The following is a 20,341-nucleotide window of genomic DNA, read 5'->3' as shown; positions in this document are numbered from 1 at the left end:
GGGTCTGAAATAGACACCAAATACCAAGTATAGGTACGGCAGAGGCCGTCGAAAACATGGATGTTTTCGCTGACCTATATCGATTTACTAGAGGCGAGCCTTGGCAGTTTCTGCACATTCATGGAATGACGACACCTCAACATCCTGTCTAGCAGCTACACCCTTAACTGATGATTCGATCCAGCTATATACAAGGACCAATACCGCTGGCTATTTTCTAGCGGGGATTCACTGTTCTTCATATAAAACAAGCTGGTAAAAGTTAGTGGCAACTCGCGACAAAGCTAGTAATTTAGTTACCAAAGTCTGTATAATCCGCAACAAAATAAAACCTATCCTGTCAGCAAATTCATTTGAATTTACGACTAGAATAGATAGGGGATTCTCTGTGACCTGCGGAATAATACTTAAATGAATAATCAAACCGAGCTTTATGATATTGGCGTTGTAGGATTAGGCGTAATGGGCAAGAACCTTGCGCTTAATATCGCTGATAACCACTATAGAGTTGCTGCATTTGACCTCGATGCTGACAAGGTACAAGGTGTTGTTCGCCAAGAAGAATTAGAGCGTATTAAGTATCTAAATAATGTCGTCGATGCGCGTATCGATGGCTGTAATAATATTTCTGAAATGTTATCTAAATTAGAAAAGCCGCGTGTAGTACTATTGTCCGTGCCAGCGGGCGCGCCTGTTGATGGTGTGTGCCAGTCTCTTATCGAAGCGGGTATCGAAGCTGATGATATTGTTATCGATACGGGCAATAGTCTTTGGACTGATACGGTTGAACGCGAAAAGCGTTACGCCAGTGATTTCTTGTTCTTTAGCTGCGCCGTTTCTGGCGGTGAAGTCGGAGCTCGTTTTGGCCCTTCTTTGATGCCGAGTGGCAGTTTAACAGCTTGGAATCGCATTGAACCTATCTGGCAAGCGATTGCCGCTAAGGTTGATGCCAAAACAGGTTTGCCTATCGAGCGTTTTGAGCCCGCTAACCCAGTAAAAGAGGGCGAACCCTGTACCACTTATATTGGCCCTGCAGGCTCAGGACATTACGTAAAAATGGTACATAACGGTATCGAGTACGCCGATATGCAGCTTATTTGCGAAGCATACCAGTTGCTGCGTGATGGACTTGGTTACACGCCTGCTCAAGTAGGTGAAGTGTTTGAGCGTTGGAACGCAGGTTCGCTTAATAGCTACTTAATGGAAATTAGTGCTGATGTTTTGCAACAAGCCGATCCGTTAACCGGGGCGCCGCTTGTTGATATGATCCTTGATAAAGCGGGGCAAAAAGGCACGGGTCTTTGGACTGCGGTAAGCAGTTTACAAATTGGTTGCCCAGCTCCTACTATTGCCGAAGCGGTTTATGCACGTGCTGTCAGCACTCAAAAAGTTCAGAGGCAACAGTTGAGCCAACAGCTATCAGGCCCAAGTCACACCCCTGTAGCAAAATTTGCAGATGGCGATGAACAGGTCTTTATTGCCCAGCTAGAAAACGCCTTATATTGCGCCAAAGTCTGTAGTTATGCTCAAGGATTTCAATTGATGGCGATGCAAGCTAAAGAGCAAGGTTGGAAGCTAGACTTTGCTGAAATCGCTAAAATATGGCGCGCTGGTTGTATTATCCGTGCAACATTTTTGCAGTCAATTACTCAGGCTTACCAGCAAAACGCGGAGCTTGAGAATCTATTGATGGCTGAAACATTTGCCAAGGCATTATCAGAAAAACAGAATGATTGGCGCTTTGCGGTATCCGCAGCGGTGATGAACGGTATTCCTGCGCCATGCATCAGTTCGGCACTGGCTTATTACGATAGCTATCGCTGCGAACGTCTGCCAGCGAGCTTATTGCAAGGTCAACGTGACTTTTTTGGTGCGCATACTTTTGAGCGTACCGATAAGCCTGCTGGTGATAAGTATCACTTAAACTGGAGCAGTGAAGATCGCACACTCGATAAACTGTAGCTATATGTACTAAGTCTATGGTGCTAAGACCATGATGTGTGTGCATCATGGTTTTTTAATGTCTGGCTTTGGGGATTAATCTCGCAGCCAGCTACACATTGATGGATAACCCTCTTTAGTTTCTGGGGCGAGGCAAAGACCATAATAAACTAACATTGGATAGCCAAATCCTTGGCCTTGACTAAAGGTTTCGATGTAATTTTCTGAAGCCCCTTTATAGCCATCTTGGTGAAATAAAATCTGACTTGGAAGGCCAATAAATTGTAGTGCAGCCCAAGACCAGGCAATCGCAGCCATTTCGTCAGCTGGGGAATGACCTGCTGTGTATACATCACCTGATAGGGTGCCTCTAGCTGCAAACTCTGTTACTGCAATGTGGCCAGCCTCATGGAGTAAATCCCCTGGGTTTTTCATTTTATCTTTATCGAATATTAGCTTACCTTTATCAATCAAAATGCCAGGTAAAAAAGTCTTCTGCTCAATGTGAGCTTCTCTGGCTTCAATATCTATTTCTGCCAGAAAAGTTAATATTTTCTGTAACGTCGTTAGTTCATCCATGAATTTGTCTCTACGTCGCAAATATACGCATTGTGTTGTTTTGAATTATATTCCCCTTGCTTTAAAACTCAATAACGAAGGCATTGTGCTTGCCCAATTCGTTGTTGCGTTAGCTTGAGGAGGAGTAACTATTTATATGTTATACGCTTAAAATTGAATCGGCATCATGCCTCTGAATCAGTCATCATCTCGTAAAACGGGAATATATGCTTAATCGATTGATTATTTATCATAAAGCAGTATTTTAAATTTGGCTAATGTTCAACTGATGGACCTAAGCGGTAACTTCGACTGGCTGCTTGATAGCAAGATGTTCATCCTTGTTATTGAAAATATGAGCCTGTTCAAGAGCATCACGAGTCGATATCACATTGAAGTGAAAGTAGATTAAAAGGAGTTAAGTTAATGATGTCTATAGATGAAGTGAGCATACATGTCGGTGCTATTTTGAATTCTAACTCGGCTGAGATTGGCACAGTGAAGCAGAGTATAGACTCTTTAGCCCTTATTCTTTCGGAGGCGAGTAGGGTTGATGATCTTAAAGAGGATAATATTGCTTTTGGAGAGAGCCGTACCGTATGTGGATTAGCTGTCTCACCTACGGTTGCAGCAAAATGTGCGCAAGATCTACTTAGAACTCAGTTGTTTATCCAAGGGATAGAGCAAGCAATATTGGATAAAAGCTCTCATAGTAATGAAGTGAACATTCTATATGCGGGTACGGGACCTTTCGGACTGCTCATCTTACCGCTGCTCTGTTATTACAAAGTCATGAATAGCCCAATTAGGCTATCTCTTACTCTCATTGATATCCATAAGGTGTCAATTGATGGTATCACTAAAATAATCAAGGAATTTGAGTTACAGGATTATATCAGTGAAATTATCACTGCAGATGCGACGAATTTTTACCCTAAGGAAGGTGTAGAGTTCGATTTAATTGTGTCAGAGACAATGAAAAATGCTTTAAAAAAAGAACCACAGATTTTTATTTTTGCCCATCTACAGCAGTTTTTAAAGGCTGATGGTGTTCTGATCCCTGAATGCGTTCAGGTGTCGGCATGGTTGACCCATTTGGGGTGTGAAAGTGAGCAGCAGTTTACTGGATCTCAATTGTCTTTAACTGAAGCAGAACTTTCGCCTATATTGTTGGGAATCGTCTACGAGTTAAATAAACAGTCAGCACATACAATACAGCAGCAAGGCATTGACAGCTTGGCGTGTGAGTTGAGTATTCCTGACAGTGAAACTTGGTGCCGCGTTCTATACCCAGATTTTAAAATATCAACTGAAATAAAAATTTATAAACGCTTTGTCATCACTGAACGGCAATCAGATTTGACTATTCCAGAGGTCACAATCGAACATCAATTTGTGGCTGGCTCAAAAATATCATTCGATTATATAGAGGAGCCAGAGTGGCATTTTCGCTGGCAAACTGAACATATGCAGCTGTGCATAAGATTACCTGATTATAGTGAGGTTGGTGACAGGGGAATCGCTGGCATTAAAAGGATCTGGCATAAGGCCAAGTTGGACCTGAAGGGAGGTATAGAGCCCGCTGTTAAAAGCGAAGAGTGGCTCATTGATGTTGCGATAATGGATAGGTTGGGCTGTGGGATTGAAGAGTGGGTTAGCTTTGTCTATGCGAGTCAGACGTTCGCAGAGTTTGAGCTGTGGGTATGGCAAAGAATGAGCACAATTGAGCATGATAAAACGGATGGTGTAATGCTGGATGTATGCTCCAAATCAGGAGATAGCGTGCCTTTTGCGGCTGCAGATATCTTGTCAATGGAACAGCTACAGCAGTTTGATAGGCTAGGTTATCTCATCATCGAAAATGCTATTCCTCCCTCGCAGTGCGAGGCTACCTGCAGCGCAATATGGCAGTTTCTAAATAAGCGTCCCGATGAGGTCTTATCTTGGACTGATCCACACCCTCTGTGGCAGAAAACAATGGTACAGATGTTTGATCACCCTACCTTAACGGCGAATCGAAATACGTCAATCATCAGCCAAGTTTATCGACAGCTATATCGGTATTTTGGCATCGAAAGCCAGTTGTGTACAACGACGGATAGAGTAGGCTTTAATCCACCAGAAACCGAGTTATGGTCTTACCCTGGCCCTTTGTTGCATATTGATGTTAACCGTGCCAAAGCAAAGACTTTTGGCTTACAAGGAATACTGTACTTAACCGATACTCGACTCGAACAAGGAGCGTTCACCTGCGTTCCTGGTTACCATAAGAAGCTGACCGAAGTTGCTTCAGATAGTTTATTAATGTCAGCCGACGATGACCCTTATCATTTCCCAAATCTCCATGGAACCGCTATTGCCGCAAAGGCTGGTGATCTTATTATTTGGCATCATGCTTTGCCCCATGGAGGCAGTCCTAACAAGGCTGATTCTCCTCGGATTGTCCAATATCTAAACATGTATCCTGAGCAAGAGGGAGGTGATAGCGAATTAATCCGAACTTGAATACCCTTAATGTCGTAGATGGTCAAATGCATGGTCATACTTTAGGTTGATTTTGTCTTTGGTGGGGCGTCAGTTGTGCTTGTACGCTGTATTGGCTTGGTAGCCTGTAATAACTCAGTCGTCCAGAAGTAATAAAGCTGAACTGATGGCTAGTTATCAAGACTAAAGTATTACCTTTTTTTTGCTTAACATTGATAAAAACTATGTTAAAACAATCAAGTAGGTATCTATAATAGCGAGTGGAGTATGCGTAATGTTCACTGTGCCCATGAGCTAGAAGCGTATATCGCTAATTTTAGATTTGGTTCATTAAACGGAATTAATGATGGAAAAATTACATTTTAATAACGGTTTAGCGTTAGTTCCTTCGCGCTCAACTGATGCGCCGTTTATTGAAGCACTATTTCGCAGCACTCGCTCTTTTCTCCTCAATGCAAGTTCTGACACCGATTTTGTCGAATCGCTGGTTGAGCAACAACTATGTTGGCAAACCTCCGGTTATGGCCATCAATACCCCAATGCAATGACCTTTATTGTGCTGCTTCATAGTGAGCGGATTGGCAGAGCTGTGGTTGATTTTAGTGCGAATGTGGCTCATTTAGTTGATCTCATGTTTATCCCGCAAGCCCAAGGAAAGGGCTATGGTAAGTCCGTTATCAATGCGCTACAGCAAGCTGCTGCAAAAGTGAGTGTTCCGATGACATTAGTGGTTGATTTAAGTAATACGGCAGCAATCTCTATGTATCAAAATCTAGGCTTTACAGTCGAGTCGATAAAGTCGCCCTGTCAATTAATGGTTTGGTATCCAACAAACTAGCAATCTAACAATAAATCAAATAGGAGTTGGGGAATGAAGCCGTTTACTTTCGAGAATATTAAGTCATTAGTTGGTGAACAGTTTGTGATTAAAGATCAATTGGGGAATCAATTGCCCGTATCACTCACCCATATAACGGAATCTAAACGTGAGTCGACCACATCATTTAGCGCAATTTTTGAGTTTGTAGCGGGTGGTTTGTTAGAAGATGGTGGCTACTATGTCGAACACCCAAAAATTGAAAAAAGTTATCTCTGCCTTTCACTTAACTCGTCAACAGAGTTTGAAATTTTAGTTAGCTCACTAAAAGCATAAGGCTACAAGGTTAAATTTTACTCGCAGTAACAACCAAAACATTAACAGTTTTATAAGGATATATATTATGGCTGATCCGTTTATTGGAGAGATAAGAGCAGTTGGATTTTCTTTTGCGCCTAGAAATTGGGCTATTTGTAAAGGGCAGTTGATGGAGATCAGCCAGAATGCTTCTTTGTTCTCTCTCATTGGGAGTAATTATGGTGGCGATGGTCGAGTCACCTTTGGCATAGCCGATCTGCGTGGCCGAACAGTAACCGGACAAGGTCAGCCCCCAGGGCAAGCTAATAGGGTTATTGGTCAGTTAGGTGGACGCCAAAACATTACCTTGCAGTCAGCTCAACTTCCTCCCCACAATCACCCTCTTAATGCTAGCTCAAAAGAGGGTACTACCAGCGATCCGACTAATGCGGTGCTTGCAACAGGCAGCGGTAGTTCTAAGGTTACAGTGTCTATCCCAGCAGGTATCCCTGTTAGTGGGCAGATAGGTTCTGGCCCAGGAGCTAGCCCATTACAAAATGGACAGACCTCTGACTCCAAGACTGCCAGCGGTTCAGTGACAACTGAAATGTACACTGCAGCGAGTAGCTTGACGCCAATGTCTGCCAACAGCATTGGCAATACAGGTACTGGTGCATTTATAAGTGTAGAGCAACCCTACTTAACGCTTAACTATATTATGGCGTTAGATGGGATCTATCCGACCAGAAGCTAGGTTTATTTGTATTTTTGCTAGCCGCGCAGTAAAGCAAGATCCCATGGAGTGCTTTACTGCGAATAGGAAAAATTGGGAAGTATTGAAGTCGAAGTCTTTAATGTGGCCTATTTGAAGTTAGTAGCTTCGAGTTAATCGCTTCAAGTTAATCGCTTGAAGTGAAAGTTTTGATATCAATCGTTAACACATGGAAGTGCGTCCGTTATGAGTAAACTACTCCTGCCCGTTTTATCTTTAGTTAAGCAGTTAGTTGGTTCAGTGCTACTGTTATTATCATTTTTTAGTCTTTCAGCTAATGCTGCCACGAGTACCATCTTAGATACTGACCCTGTAGACGTTGGTCCAGTCAAATCGTTTAGTCTGAGTAGTGCCAACCATGGTAGCTTTGATTTTAAATGTACCGAAGATGCTGACAGTGTCTCGTTTGCTGCGTTAATGGATTGTGGCGGTGGGAATATTGCTGGTTTTTATGGAGCTAGTGAACATGAGCCCATTGCTGGAATTCTTGGTTTATCAGTCTATTCAAGTGATGCGCCGCGCGGAAACCCTGATGCGATTTGGTTGGTATTTAGACAGCAGGCTGGTCAGGAATTCGATTTTACGAGTTTTTCAGTCGCAGTCTTAAGGGATGAGAATAATCGACTAGAAGTTTTGGGGCTAAGAGACGATGCCATCGTTGCCAGAGTTGAATTTGCTATCAACCCTTCTACAATTGATGACGATCCAAGCGCTGCAGGTATAACGACGGTTACTCTTCCAAGTGACTTTGATAACGTTGATGAGGTCAGGATCCGCCATAAAGCGACACTCGCTCCAACTTACCCTGGCTTTTATGGACATCAATTTCATAATTTTGTGATAAATGATGGCCCAGCTGCTAACACCGCTCCGACTATTTCAGTTGATAACTCAACAGCAAGTTACACTGAGAATGCGGCTGCCACTCAGATAGATGTCGCTGCTACGCTGTCTGATGCCGACGGTGATGCCGACTGGGATGGTGGCTCGTTACAGGTTCAAATAACGGCAAACGCAGAAGCTGCTGACGAAATCAGCCTAAGTGATTTAGATGTTGACGGTATAGCCATCACTGTTTCTGGTACCAATATTCTTGCTAACGGTACAGATATTGCTGATGTAAGCGTATCTGGCGCTGTAGTAACAAATAACACACTCTTAACCATTACTTTCAATAGTGATGCCACCAATGCCAATGTGCAGGAAGTATTGCAGTCTTTGCGTTATCGAAATACCTCAGATAACCCTGGCACCAGTAATCGCACTATCACTTTCACCGCGACGGACTCTAATTCCGCCTCAGTAAATGATACTCGCACAGTTTCTGTTACTGCACAGAATGACGATCCGCTGCAAAATGGAGTATTACCCACAGAACTATCTGTAACTGAAGATATGATTAGTAATTTAGATCTAAGCGCAGTCAGTATTAGTGATGCGGATGCCGTTAATACGACATTAAAGTTAAGTGTGACAGGAGGAGCATTAACTGCAGCTGATGGTGCAGGCTATAGTCTCAATATTACAGGTTCTGGAAGTACAACGGTTTCTATCTTTGGTACTCCTGCAAGTATAAATAGCTATTTAGATACAGCCACAAATATTAAATTTCTAGGCACGGCTAATGCCAACGGTGATGGTGCAGGGGTATTAACGTTAGTTGGAAATGATGGCGGAAATACTGGCGATGGTGGCGGTGGGGATATTGCTTTTGGTTCGATCAACATTGATATCTCTGCTCAAAATGATGCGCCGTCCGATATTGGCCTAAGTGCAACTAGCATTAATCAAAGTGCGACAGGTACAGGAATTCAGGTTGGCGCGCTCAGTGCGGTAGATATCGATAGTAATAGCTTTACGTTTAGCTTGGTTGCTGACGGTGTATCTATTAATGGTAGTTGCGGCGCTGGTAACGATGCTAGTAACAACCTATTTCAAGTCACGGGTACCGCTTTTGAAACCCAATCGGTAATAGCGGCAGGTAGTTACAAAGTCTGTTTGCAAGTCAGTGATGGTGCGACCAATTACCAAAAGGCGTTTAGCATTATGGTAATGGATAATGGTGCGCCTGATGTCACGATCTCAGGCGCTAGTGGTAATATCAATGCGGCCTTTACGGCGACCTTCAGCTTTAGTGAAGCCGTGACAGGCTTTGTGATGAGTGATATCTCGGCGAGCAACGCCACGGTCACTAACTTCGCAGGCTCAGGTACAACTTATACGGCACTCATTACCCCAACAGTAGCTGGCAGTGTAACAGTCGATGTCGCCGCTGGTGTTGCAAAAGATGTCGCCGATAACGGCAATACTGCTGCAACGCAGCTGAGCGTGAGCTATGACGCCAGTCAGCCAAGCATTGCGATTAGTGGAGCCAGTGGCAATATCAATGCGGCCTTTACGGCAACCTTCAGCTTTAGTGAAGTTGTGACAGGCTTTGTGATGGGTGATATTTCGGCGAGCAATGCCACGGTCAGTAATTTCACTGGTTCAGGTACAACTTATACGGCTCTCATTACCCCAACAGCAGCAGGTAGTGTGACCGTCGATGTCGCCGCGGATGTGGCAAAGGATGTCGCGGATAACGGCAATACCGCTGCAACCCAACTGAACGTGACCTATGACGCCAGTCAGCCAAGCATCACTATTTCAGGTGCCAGCGGTAATATTAACGCGGCCTTTACGGCTACTTTCAGCTTTAGTGAAGTTGTGACAGGCTTTGTGATGACTGATATTTCGGCGAGCAACGCCACGGTCAGTAATTTCACTGGTTCAGGTACAACTTATACGGCTCTCATTACCCCAACGTCTGCAGGTAGTGTCACGGTTAATGTCGCTGCGGGTGTTGCAAAAGATGTCGCCGATAACGGCAATACTGCTGCAGCGCAGCTGAGCGTGAGCTATGATGCCAGTCAGCCAAGCATTGCGATTAGTGGTGCCAGCGGCAATATTAACGCGGCCTTTATGGCAACCTTCAGCTTTAGTGAAGTTGTGACAGGCTTTGTGATGACTGATATTTCGGCGAGCAATGCCACGGTGAGTAATTTCACTGGTTCAGGTACAACCTATAGCGCAACTATTACCCCAGCAGCAGCGGGCAGCGTGACGGTCGATGTCGCCGCGAATGTGGCAAAAGATGTCGCCGATAACGGCAATACAGCAGCAACGCAGCTGAGCGTGACCTATGACGCCAGTCAGCCAAGCATTGCGATTAGCGGTGCTAGCGGTAATATCAACGCGGCCTTTACGGCAACCTTCAGCTTTAGTGAAGCGGTGACAGGCTTTGTGATGGGCGATATTTCAGCCAACAACGCCACGGTCACTAACTTCACTGGCTCAGGTACAACCTATACGGCTCTCATTACCCCAACGTCTGCAGGTAGTATCACGGTTAATGTCGCTGCGGGTGTTGCAAAAGATGTCGCCGATAACGGCAATACCGCTGCAACGCAGCTGAGCGTGACCTTTGATGCAAGTCAGCCAAGCATTGCGATTAGTGGAGCCAGCGGCAATATCAACGCGGCCTTTACGGCAACCTTCAGCTTTAGTGAAGTTGTGACAGGCTTTGTGATGACTGATATTTCGGCGAGCAATGCCACGGTCAGTAATTTCACTGGTTCAGGTACAACCTATAGCGCAACTATTACCCCAGCAGCAGCGGGCAGCGTGACGGTCGATGTCGCCGCAGGTGTTGCAAAAGATGTCGCCGATAACGGCAATACCGCAGCAACGCAGCTGAGCGTAGCCTATGACGCCAGTCAGCCAAGCATTGCAATTAGTGGAGCCAGCGGCAATATCAACGCGGCCTTTACGGCAACCTTCAGCTTTAGTGAAGTTGTGACAGGCTTTGTGATGACTGATATTTCGGCGAGCAATGCCACGGTCAGTAATTTCACTGGTTCAGGTACAACCTATAGCGCAACTATTACCCCAGCAGCAGCGGGCAGCGTGACGGTCGATGTCGCCGCAGGTGTTGCAAAAGATGTCGCGGATAACGGCAATACAGCAGCAACCCAGCTGAGCGTGACCTTTGATGCAAGTCAGCCAAGCGTTGCGATTAGTGGAGCCAGCGGCAATATCAACGCGGCCTTTACGGCAACCTTCAGCTTTAGTGAAGCTGTGACAGGCTTTGTGATGGGCGATATTTCAGCCAGCAACGCAACGCTCTCGAACTTCAGTGGAAGTGGCGCTAGTTATAGCGCGCTGATCACACCATCGGCTGCAGGTAGTGTGACTGTCGATGTCGCCGCAGGTGTTGCAAAAGATGTCGCCGATAACGGCAATACCGCTGCAACGCAGCTGAGCGTGACCTTTGATGCTAGTCAGCCAAGCATTGCGATTAGTGGAGCCAGCGGCAATATCAATGCGGCCTTTACGGCAACCTTCAGCTTTAGTGAAGTTGTGACAGGCTTTGTGATGGGTGATATTTCGGCGAGCAATGCCACGGTCAGTAATTTCACTGGTTCAGGTACAACTTATACGGCTCTCATTACCCCAACAGCAGCAGGTAGTGTGACCGTCGATGTCGCCGCGGATGTGGCAAAAGATGTCGCCGATAACGGCAATACTGCAGCAACGCAGCTGAGTGTGACTTACGACGCTAGCCAGCCAAGCATCACTATTTCAGGTGCCAGCGGTAATATTAACGCAGCCTTTACGGCAACCTTCAGCTTTAGTGAAGTTGTGACAGGCTTTGTGATGGGTGATATTTCAGTTAGCAACGCCACGGTCACTAACTTCACTGGCTCAGGTACAACCTATACGGCTCTCATTACCCCAACGTCTGCAGGTAGTGTCACGGTTAATGTCGCTGCGGGTGTTGCAAAAGATGTCGCCGATAACGGCAATACTGTCGCAACGCAGCTGAGCGTGACCTTTGATGCTAGTCAGCCAAGCATTGCGATTAGTGGAGCTAGCGGTAATATTAACGCGGCCTTTACGGCTAGCTTTACTTTCAGTGAGTCTGTGACAGGGTTTACCAGCGCTGATATTTCAGTTAGCAACGCCAGCGTTTCAAATTTCACTGGCTCTGGCGCCAGTTATAGCGCGCTAATCACACCTACTGCAGCGGGCAGTGTGACCGTCGATGTCGCCGCGGACGTGGCAAAGGATGTCGCGGATAACGGCAATACTGCAGCAACGCAGCTGAGCGTGACCTTTGATGCAAGTCAGCCAAGCGTTGCGATTAGTGGAGCCAGCGGTAATATTAACGCGGCCTTTACCGCTAGCTTTACTTTCAGTGAGGCAGTGACAGGGTTCGATAGCGCTGACATCTCAATCAGTAACGCAACGCTCTCGAGCTTTAGCGGAAGTGGCGCCAGTTATAGTGCGCTGATCACACCTACTGCAGCAGGAAGTGTAACCGTTGATGTCGCCGCGGATGTGGCAAAAGATGTCGCGGATAACGGCAATACAGCAGCAACCCAACTGAGTGTGACCTATGACGCCAGTCAGCCTAGTGTCGCGATTAGTGGTGCCAGCGGCAATATTAACGCAGCCTTTACCGCTAGCTTTACTTTCAGTGAGGCTGTTACAGGGTTCGATAGCGCTGACATCTCAATCAGTAACGCAACGCTCTCTAGCTTTAGCGGAAGTGGCGCCAGTTATAGCGCGCTGATCACCCCATCGGCTGCAGGTAGTGTGACCGTCGATGTCGCCGCGGATGTAGCAAAGGATGTCGCGGATAACGGTAATACTGCGGCAGCGCAACTGAGTGTGACCTATGATGGCAGTCAACCTAGTGTCGTTATTTCTGGTGCCAGCGGTAATATCAACGCGGCCTTTACGGCCACCTTCACCTTTAGTGAGTCAGTGACAGGGTTCGATAGCGCTGACATTTCAGTCAGCAATGCATCTGTCACTAACTTCGCAGGCTCAGGCACAACCTATACGGCACTCATTAGCCCAACCGCAGCAGGTAGCCTGACGGTTGATGTCGCCGCGGATGTAGCAGTGGACTCGGCAGATAACGGCAATACCGCCGCCGACGCGTTCAGCGTTATCTACGATGATACGCCGCCAACGGTAATTATTAACGGAGCTACGGGGGACATTAATAGTGCATTTACCGCTAATTTGATCTTTAGTGAGGAGGTCGAAGGCTTTGACCTCACAGGAGTTGAATTGACCAATGCCACTTTATCTCAGTGGAGCGGTGAGGGGCTAGGTTATAGCGTTCTAGTGACACCTATCGAACAAGGTGAGGTGTCACTATTAGTTAAAGAGAATGCTGCGGCCGATAAGAGTGGTCGATTGAGTCTATCCTCAGAGTTATTCAAAGTTAATTTTGATAGTGTTAAACCTGAAGTGACCTTATCGCTGCTGGCAATGGAAGAGCGTGAAGAGTTTGCCATAGATATGCTCTTTACTGAGCCTGTCATTGGCTTGACGTTAGAAGATTTTCAAATTGAGAATGGTATCGCATTAAGTTTAGTCGGAGAAAAGGATAAATATGTTCTCAAGGGCTCGGTAACATCTGTAGGGCAAGATGTCTTGGTGCAGGTTCCTGCCGATGTTGTCGAAGACAGTGCTGAAAACGGTAATTTGGAGTCAACTAACTGTGCCTACCCAACTAACAGCCCTGGTAGTGTACGCATTGATGGCTTTAAAGTTGTCGAGCAGACTATTACTGCGGTAATTGATGATGTTGATGGCATAACCGAACCCGCTGCGAGTTACCAATGGTTCAGTCATTTGAATGAACAAAGTAGCAGTATTGGTGGCGAAGATGATTTCTATGTACTGACGAGTGAGGAAGCAGGCAAAGCGATCTCCGTAATAGCAACTTATCTCGATGATGCGGGCAGAACTGAGACTGTCTCGTCAGAGCTCACGGCCATGGTGATGACTATTCCTGAGCACGCGCTTGCACTGATTAGTGATTTTGCGGATCTCGATGGTGACGCTGCTCAATTGCTTGCCCAAGTTTATCTCGATGCCGGAGTCAGTAATGCATCATTAGAGCAATTAGATAGCATATTGACTTTGCTCAATAATGCTGTGGCAAATTACCATGCAGCTGATATTGATGAGGTCGCGGAAATTGAAGCATTAATTGCACTTATCCTTCAGGGACAAGACAGTGATGGTGATGGTATACCTAACCTGGTTGAACGCGATATCGATACTGACGGCGATGGGATAGCTGATGCCAATGATACAGATTCAGACAATGATGGTATCAGTGATGCTGCTGAATTTTCTGTCTCCGTATTACTCGCTGCTGAGGCTAGTAACTCAAACTCCAAACCAAATGCTCAATCCAGCGCTAGTCCTGCTTTGGCTAACGCAGCCTTAACAAACGTAGGGGTTATTGATGGCGACGAAGATGGCATTATTGACTTTTTCGATGCCGATGTTGATGGAGATAACCAGATAGATGATGGGCGAGCCGACATTAACTTTGACGGTGTTGATGACAACTTAGCCTCATTAACGGCAGTAATCGATTTGTTGTCAGAATTTGACTTAGACCAAGATCTTAGCGCGAACCACCTCGATCTGGACTCAGACAATGACGGGGTTGCAGATGTAATTGAAGCAGGGCTTGAGGATGCCGATAGCAATGGGTTTAATGATGATCCTAGCAGCATGATTAATACTGTCGAAGCGCTTATCGATACCAATAGTGATACTAAGCCTGATTTTCTTCAGCTAAAAAGTAACGGGGAGGTGTTTGACTTAATCAACTTTGGTTTACCCCTTGAAATGGATGCAGATCAAGATGGACGATTAGACGATACTATCGATATGGATCATGATGGACTTATCGATATTGTAGATGGAGCGGTTGGCGCATTTGGTAGCTTGCCTGATCTTGATGGCGATGGATATGCTAACCATGCCGATGACGATGATGATGGCGATGGCATTCCTGACGTTGATGAGAACCCGCAACAAGCTTTTTATACAGGTTTTGATGCCGATGCTGATGGCATAGATGATGGGGTAGATCATGAAGTTAATGGTGTCATTTATGGTAGCGATAGTGATGGAAATGGAGTCAGGGATGATAGAGAAATGTTAGATACAGATAATGACGGTATAGCAGACCATTTAGATGTTGACTCTGACAATGACGGTACCAATGATGGCGAGGATATTAGTAATAATAATGGGCCTGATGGTAAGACTATTATTGGTGGCGGGGCGATGCACTTCGTCGCCCTTATAGTATTGCTTATGATTGCTATGGTGCGCCAAATAAGAGTTCGAGCAGTCAGTATTATACCTGTCTTCATGCTTGCCACATTGGCGTGTGTAGTGCCTGCTCATGCACAGTATTCGATTGGTGGGGGACTCGGTGCCGTCAACCTTGAGCCAACGCTTTACATCGACATTGATAAAGACAATGACTATGACCTATCTTACAATCTTGAGCTTGGGTATGGCTTCGATGATAGCTGGTGGCTTAAATTACGTGGCGTTGAGTTAGGTCAAGTTGATTTAAGTCAAAACGGCAGCCTTAATGCTGAGATTGATTATCGAGGTGTGGCATTATTTGGCCAATATCAAACCGCTATTTTTAGTGATTCAGGGTTAGAAGTGTATGGTTTAGCAGGCGTTAGTTGGTTAGAAACCAAAACCAGTGGACCTCTGAATATTGATGACAATAGCGACCAGCAGTTTGCCGCCGGTGCTGGGCTATATTATGGATTCAACCAAGATAACGGCTTAGCATTTGAATGGGTCTCTTATGCTGAAGATGTATGGGTTGTAGGGTTGCAGTTTACCAGCCGGTTTGGGCGTTAATCAGTAAGCTCGAGTCCTTGCCATTAAAGTCTTTACAGCGAATATCTTAAAAATAATGGCCGTTTTGCTTACACAAAACGGCCATGTTCTTGTCAAAAACATAAATGGAGCTGAGGTTAGTTAGCGATTTTTAGGTCAGCTTTTTCAGTGATGAGGTTCATATCAAAATCAAACTCATCGACACGGATAGCACGTTCACGTTTAAGGTTATAGTCCTGTAACTGCTTGTGTTCACCATCATTGATCACCTTGGCTTCAAGAGCTGCATCTAAAGTGAGTGCAAATCTAACTCCTGGTTTAAAGGTACGTGCTCTTATTGCCTTCTTCACTTTAGCAAGCAGTGGTAAACATTCCATTTTAGCTAGGTAGGCTTGCTCGTTGATATAGTTACCGTCGCCAGCCACTGGCTTAACAAGATGGGTGAGGTGCTTCTTAAACTCAGAGTTTAGTTGGGCTTGCTCGGCTAACTCACGAACTAAGTCATCGTTGATCTTTGTCATCTTAGGTGAATAAGTTACTGTGATTAAACGCATAAACTTAACTGTGGCTGAAGATGGGAAATTATCCAAGAAGTCTAATAGTGCCTTTTCAGCTTGGCACAATGACCAGCGAGTTGCGTAATGGAAATATGGCGCAGCCTCTACTCTTTCGCTTGCTGGTAGCTTTTGCTCATAGTAACGGATTGATGCCATTGCTGCGTACAGATAGCTCATTACATCACCAAGACGTGCTGATAGCATCTCAGCTTGCTTGAGCTTGCCACCTAGCACTAACAGTGAGAAATCGGCATAGACTGCTAACTTCGATGCTAGCTTATGAACCGACTGCTCATATGGTTTCACCTCTGAAAGTGTTGAACTTGCAGCTGCGCTGAATGGCAGTAATCCAAGTTTAAAGGCACGTAAACTATTACCCACGCTATAACCTATCGTTTTACGTAAAATGCCGTTGAATACTCTATCTGCACCTTTGTCATTAGAGTGAATAGACTCAACCATGTTTTGTAAATACGGGTGGCAACGCATCACGCCTTGACCAAAGATCATCAGGTTACGGGTGAGAATATTCGCCCCTTCGACTGTGATAGCAATTGGTTGTGCAACATAGCCAGAGGCTAAAGTGTTTTGAGGACCATTTTGAATCGCTTTACCAGCTTGAATGTCCATTGCAGAGTCAAGAATGTCACGACCCAGTTCGGTCATATGGTATTTGGCAATTGCGGTGACAACTGATGGCTTTAAGCCAAGACCCAAGCCTTCAGTGGTCAGTACTCGCATCGCTTCTTGCAAATAAGTTTTACCTGCAATGTCAGCAAGCTTTTCTTGAATACCTTCGAACTTACCAATTGATAGACCAAATTGCTCACGCACTGCCGCATATTCAGCCGATGATTTAAATGAACATTGGCTAACAGACACACCTAAAGCTGGCAGTGAAATACCGCGACCTGCACCTAGGCAGGCTACAAGCATTGCCCAGCCACGACCAATATTTTTCTGGCCACCAATAATAAAGTCCATTGGGATAAAGACATTCTCACCACGGGTAGTACCGTTGTAAAAACGAATGCCCATTGGATCATGACGATTACCTAGTTCGACACCTGGATGTGCTCTTGGGATTAAGGCACATGTGATGCCTAAGCTCTCTTTACCGCCAAGCAGGCCATTTGGATCTTCAACTTTAAAGGCCAGACCAAGTACACTCGCAATTGGAGCAAGGGTGATGTAACGCTTGTCCCAAGTCACGCTTAAACCTAACACCTGCTCACCTTCATATTCGCCCATTGTCACGGTGCCAATATCAGGAATTCCGCCAGCATCCGAACCCGCCTCTGGGCTGGTTAATGCAAAACAAGGGATCTCTTGACCGTTAGCTAGACGCGGTAACCAGTAATCTTGCTGAGCTGAAGTGCCGTAATGCATCAATAGCTCACCCGGACCGAGTGAGTTTGGCACCATAACCGTCACGGCTACCGCTGAGCTTTTTGCTGCGATAGTTGCAACAATGGTTGAGTTTGCATATGGACTAAACTCTAGGCCGCCAAATGACTTTGGAATGATAAGAGAGAAGAATTTATTTTCTTTCAAAAAGTTGAGAATATTCTCTGGCAGATGTTTACTGCGCTGGATTTCAAAATCATCAACCATCTCAATTAATGTCTGTACTGGGCCGTCGAGAAAGGCTTGTTCATCTGCTGATAATGTTGCTACAGGAATATCGCGTAGGGCGGCAAAGTCAGGCACGCCTTGGTAAATTGAACCTTCTAACCACACATCGCCAGCGTCGAGTGCTTCTTGTTCTGTAGTAGAAATGCTCGGTAATACTTTTTTTAGTTTAGTTCTAATGCTCATTTTCGATGCTCGTCCGACCAGAAGTATGGCTCACATTACGTCACAAATTGAGCGGCAGATCAAATTTTCAAACGATAAATTTAAACGGTTGTTTAGATTTTTGTCTGGCAATGAATATTAACTATAAAAATTTCATAAGCTTACGCCTGTACTCTGAAATTAAATTATTTTTAGTCTTTTGAATTAATTGGTGAAAATTTGCGTTTTTTAATGAGAAAACAATCAAAGTAATGATGCTTATTGCTAAATTAGACTTTATAGGTGCAGGTGTTTTTCGCTTGATTTCAGAGGTAGATATATTGCAATGCAAGCTAATTCTCTACTGAGAAAATTAGCTTGCAGCGGGGTTATTCACTTAGCTCTTTAGTCAGGATCTCAACGATGGTTTCAGGATTAAGACTATTGGCAATAAAGCAGTTTGCATGAGATTTTTGATGAATTTTAGCTATCACGTCTTCACTTACTTCAACACCTTCGGCAAAGGTTATTTGTGGCTGTAAAGTGATTCTATTGACAAATAGCTTACCTTGCTCATTTTTACCAAGCTCAGCTTCTGCATGGTCATAATAGCTAACTACGGGCAGGCGTTTCAGGTGAGCGATGGTTAAAAATGTCAGCATATGACAGGAAGATAATGCAGCTAATAAGCTCTCTTCTGGATTAACAAAAGCACTATTACCACTATATTCTGGCGCAGATGATGCGTTAACTTGTTGGCCGCTGCCAAATACAATGTTGTGATCGCGACAAAAACCAGCGGGCTCTTTAGCCGACGTTACTGATGCCATCCAGCTAATATCAATATTAAAACTCATGTTGTTTACTCGCTGTCAAAAGAGTGAAAGTAACTTCTTGTTTATTGTGGGTCAACTTAACGACGGCTAAGCTGAATGTAATTGATAGCGTTAAGCTAGTGTATTGCTTTTTCGACTGCTGCCTGGGCCATAACCAAAGTAGCGTTTAAAGGCTTTTGCAAAAGATACATCGGTTTGATAACCAACATCTAGCGCTGTTTTATAAACACTGTCACCTGCGCGCAGCTGCTTTTTTGCTTGTGACAGGCGTAGTCGAGTTAAATACTCAAGTGGGGTCAGCTCAAGATAGGATTTAAAATAACTGGCAAAGCTTGCCCGTGAATAGCCTCCTATTTCGGCCATAGTATTTACGGTCCAGTGATGAGCTAAGTCGGTATTAATAGCATGTAGTACTTTATTCATTTTTGGATCTTGTAACGCTTTGAACAAGCCGATATTAGTCTGCTCATCTAAGGATAGTTTTCTTATTAGGTTTAAGAAAAAGACTTCACTTAAACGCGATAAAATCACCTCGTTGGCCAATAATCCCAGCTTAGCTTCTTCGATAAGGCTTTGGACTATGCCTGCTAGTGCGCCTTGCTGCTGATGTTTATGGAGCACCATACATGTCGGCAATTGACAAATAAGCGGGTGGCTTTTGTCTTCACTAAAATCAAAGTAACCACATATCAAGCCAGTTTGATTGGCTGACTTGTGAGCCATTGGGTAGGCGATAAAGCTATTGATGCTAGCGGCTGTTTCTGCATCATCACTGCTGCTGATTATGTGGGGGGCGTCGTGTGGAAAAACGACTAAGTCACCAGCGTTTAATTCAAGGGCTTTAATATCATCACAATATAGATACGCTTGACCTTGGCTAACTAAGTGGAAGCTCGCCAGTCCACTGCCGGAGGTATCCGTGCTCCATGTATTGCAAAGTAAGGAGCGGTGGAAGATTGTCGCGTTAAGGTGAAAATTGGCAAGTAATTTATTGATGTCAGTCATTGATAACCATTTTTTGTCAGTTAAAAGCCAAAAGCTTGTCATTATCTTTTTTAGAGAGTGAATTTAATAAGATTAGACGATCGGGCATAAAGCGCAGAGCTTGAGGCATACTCTCTTTTTCTCTACCTCGCTATGCTGGTGTTGTTAGTTCAAACACATCATTAAGGAATAGAAAATGAAAAAATTCATCACTCAAATAATGCTAATGACAGCACTGGTATTTAGCTTTGCAACGTCAGCAGCAACACCAACTCAAAATGCCGACGGTGTGGTAGAAATTTACTTAGAGCAACACGGTGGTTACTTCAGTGCCAAAGACACACTAGCGTCATTAAAACCGGGAAAGTACCAGTTTATTATTACCAATAAGGCTGGCAAGTTAGTCGGTTTCCAGCTACAAAACTTTACCACTCATGAAGCGTTAGATATGTTTCCAATTGAACCCGGAAAAACACTTCGCAGTGATGTTGTTGAAGTCACTGCTGAGGGCGTTCGTTTTAGATGCCCGATCAACCCAACACCATGGTATGACATGGATGTGATTAAGGCTGGGTAAGTCTCTGTCTAGGCC

Annotated in this window: 11 protein-coding genes; 7 read left to right on the top strand and 4 right to left on the bottom strand. The window is 44.8% G+C overall.

What is annotated here, in order from left to right; all coding sequences use genetic code 11:
* The first annotated feature begins 411 nt into the window (after positions 1–411).
* Positions 412–1,962, top strand: coding sequence for an NADP-dependent phosphogluconate dehydrogenase (gene gndA, locus SWP_RS15355; protein ID WP_044555980.1), 1,551 nt, complete (start codon positions 412–414; stop codon positions 1,960–1,962).
* A 75-nt stretch (positions 1,963–2,037) separates the two neighbouring features.
* Here the strand turns inward: gndA and SWP_RS15350 are convergent, their stop codons facing one another.
* The gene (locus SWP_RS15350; RefSeq protein WP_044555979.1) at positions 2,038–2,520 is read right to left on the bottom strand and encodes a hypothetical protein; all 483 of its coding nucleotides are present in this window, start codon (positions 2,518–2,520) and stop codon (positions 2,038–2,040) included.
* 405 nt (positions 2,521–2,925) lie between these two features.
* On the opposite strand from SWP_RS15350, the gene SWP_RS15345 reads away from it, so the two are divergent.
* The 5 genes from SWP_RS15345 (at position 2,926) to SWP_RS15325 (ending at position 15,617) form a co-directional block, all read left to right on the top strand.
* On the top strand, positions 2,926–5,004 hold the full coding sequence (locus tag SWP_RS15345; protein ID WP_020913476.1) for a phytanoyl-CoA dioxygenase family protein: 2,079 nt from the start codon (positions 2,926–2,928) through the stop codon (positions 5,002–5,004).
* A 322-nt stretch (positions 5,005–5,326) separates the two neighbouring features.
* Complete coding sequence (locus SWP_RS15340; protein WP_061388949.1) at positions 5,327–5,821, top strand: GNAT family N-acetyltransferase; 495 nt, start codon at positions 5,327–5,329, stop codon at positions 5,819–5,821.
* 33 nt (positions 5,822–5,854) lie between these two features.
* Positions 5,855–6,136, top strand: coding sequence for a DUF6916 family protein (locus SWP_RS15335; RefSeq protein ID WP_020913473.1), 282 nt, complete (start codon positions 5,855–5,857; stop codon positions 6,134–6,136).
* A 67-nt stretch (positions 6,137–6,203) separates the two neighbouring features.
* Positions 6,204–6,851, top strand: coding sequence for a phage tail protein (locus SWP_RS23225; RefSeq protein WP_020913472.1), 648 nt, complete (start codon positions 6,204–6,206; stop codon positions 6,849–6,851).
* Between the two features lie 204 nt (positions 6,852–7,055).
* Complete coding sequence (locus SWP_RS15325; protein ID WP_020913471.1) at positions 7,056–15,617, top strand: Ig-like domain-containing protein; 8,562 nt, start codon at positions 7,056–7,058, stop codon at positions 15,615–15,617.
* Between the two features lie 116 nt (positions 15,618–15,733).
* Here SWP_RS15325 and SWP_RS15320 read toward each other — a convergent pair whose 3' ends face one another.
* From SWP_RS15320 to SWP_RS15310, 3 genes are all read right to left on the bottom strand, one after another.
* Positions 15,734–17,971, bottom strand: a complete 2,238-nt coding sequence (locus tag SWP_RS15320) for an acyl-CoA dehydrogenase (protein ID WP_020913470.1) — start codon at positions 17,969–17,971, stop codon at positions 15,734–15,736.
* A gap of 347 nt (positions 17,972–18,318) precedes the next feature.
* On the bottom strand, positions 18,319–18,786 hold the full coding sequence (locus tag SWP_RS15315) for an OsmC family protein (RefSeq protein WP_020913468.1): 468 nt from the start codon (positions 18,784–18,786) through the stop codon (positions 18,319–18,321).
* A 90-nt stretch (positions 18,787–18,876) separates the two neighbouring features.
* Complete coding sequence (locus tag SWP_RS15310; RefSeq protein ID WP_187148505.1) at positions 18,877–19,770, bottom strand: AraC family transcriptional regulator; 894 nt, start codon at positions 19,768–19,770, stop codon at positions 18,877–18,879.
* A 175-nt stretch (positions 19,771–19,945) separates the two neighbouring features.
* Between SWP_RS15310 and SWP_RS15305 the strand changes: the two genes are divergently transcribed.
* A complete protein-coding gene (locus tag SWP_RS15305) occupies positions 19,946–20,326 on the top strand; it encodes a hypothetical protein (protein ID WP_020913465.1) in 381 nt (126 codons plus the stop codon).
* The last annotated feature ends 15 nt before the right edge of the window (positions 20,327–20,341 follow it).

This window comes from Shewanella piezotolerans WP3 (assembly GCF_000014885.1).
Lineage (GTDB): Bacteria > Pseudomonadota > Gammaproteobacteria > Enterobacterales > Shewanellaceae > Shewanella > Shewanella piezotolerans.
This window is presented reverse-complemented; position numbering and strand designations above follow the sequence as displayed.

What these genes read in the sequence shown, in the direction of transcription:
- SWP_RS15345 (WP_020913476.1), top strand. Translation starts at nt 2,926, where the DNA reads ATGATGTCTATAGATGAAGTGAGCATACATGTCGGTGCTATTTTGAAT.
- SWP_RS15335 (WP_020913473.1), top strand. Translation starts at nt 5,855, where the DNA reads ATGAAGCCGTTTACTTTCGAGAATATTAAGTCATTAGTTGGTGAACAG.
- SWP_RS15320 (WP_020913470.1), bottom strand. Translation starts at nt 17,971, where the DNA reads ATGAGCATTAGAACTAAACTAAAAAAAGTATTACCGAGCATTTCTACT.
- SWP_RS15310 (WP_187148505.1), bottom strand. Translation starts at nt 19,770, where the DNA reads ATGACTGACATCAATAAATTACTTGCCAATTTTCACCTTAACGCGACA.
- SWP_RS23225 (WP_020913472.1), top strand. Translation starts at nt 6,204, where the DNA reads ATGGCTGATCCGTTTATTGGAGAGATAAGAGCAGTTGGATTTTCTTTT.
- SWP_RS15305 (WP_020913465.1), top strand. Translation starts at nt 19,946, where the DNA reads ATGAAAAAATTCATCACTCAAATAATGCTAATGACAGCACTGGTATTT.
- SWP_RS15350 (WP_044555979.1), bottom strand. Translation starts at nt 2,520, where the DNA reads ATGGATGAACTAACGACGTTACAGAAAATATTAACTTTTCTGGCAGAA.
- SWP_RS15325 (WP_020913471.1), top strand. Translation starts at nt 7,056, where the DNA reads ATGAGTAAACTACTCCTGCCCGTTTTATCTTTAGTTAAGCAGTTAGTT.
- SWP_RS15340 (WP_061388949.1), top strand. Translation starts at nt 5,327, where the DNA reads ATGATGGAAAAATTACATTTTAATAACGGTTTAGCGTTAGTTCCTTCG.
- SWP_RS15315 (WP_020913468.1), bottom strand. Translation starts at nt 18,786, where the DNA reads ATGAGTTTTAATATTGATATTAGCTGGATGGCATCAGTAACGTCGGCT.
- gndA (WP_044555980.1), top strand. Translation starts at nt 412, where the DNA reads ATGAATAATCAAACCGAGCTTTATGATATTGGCGTTGTAGGATTAGGC.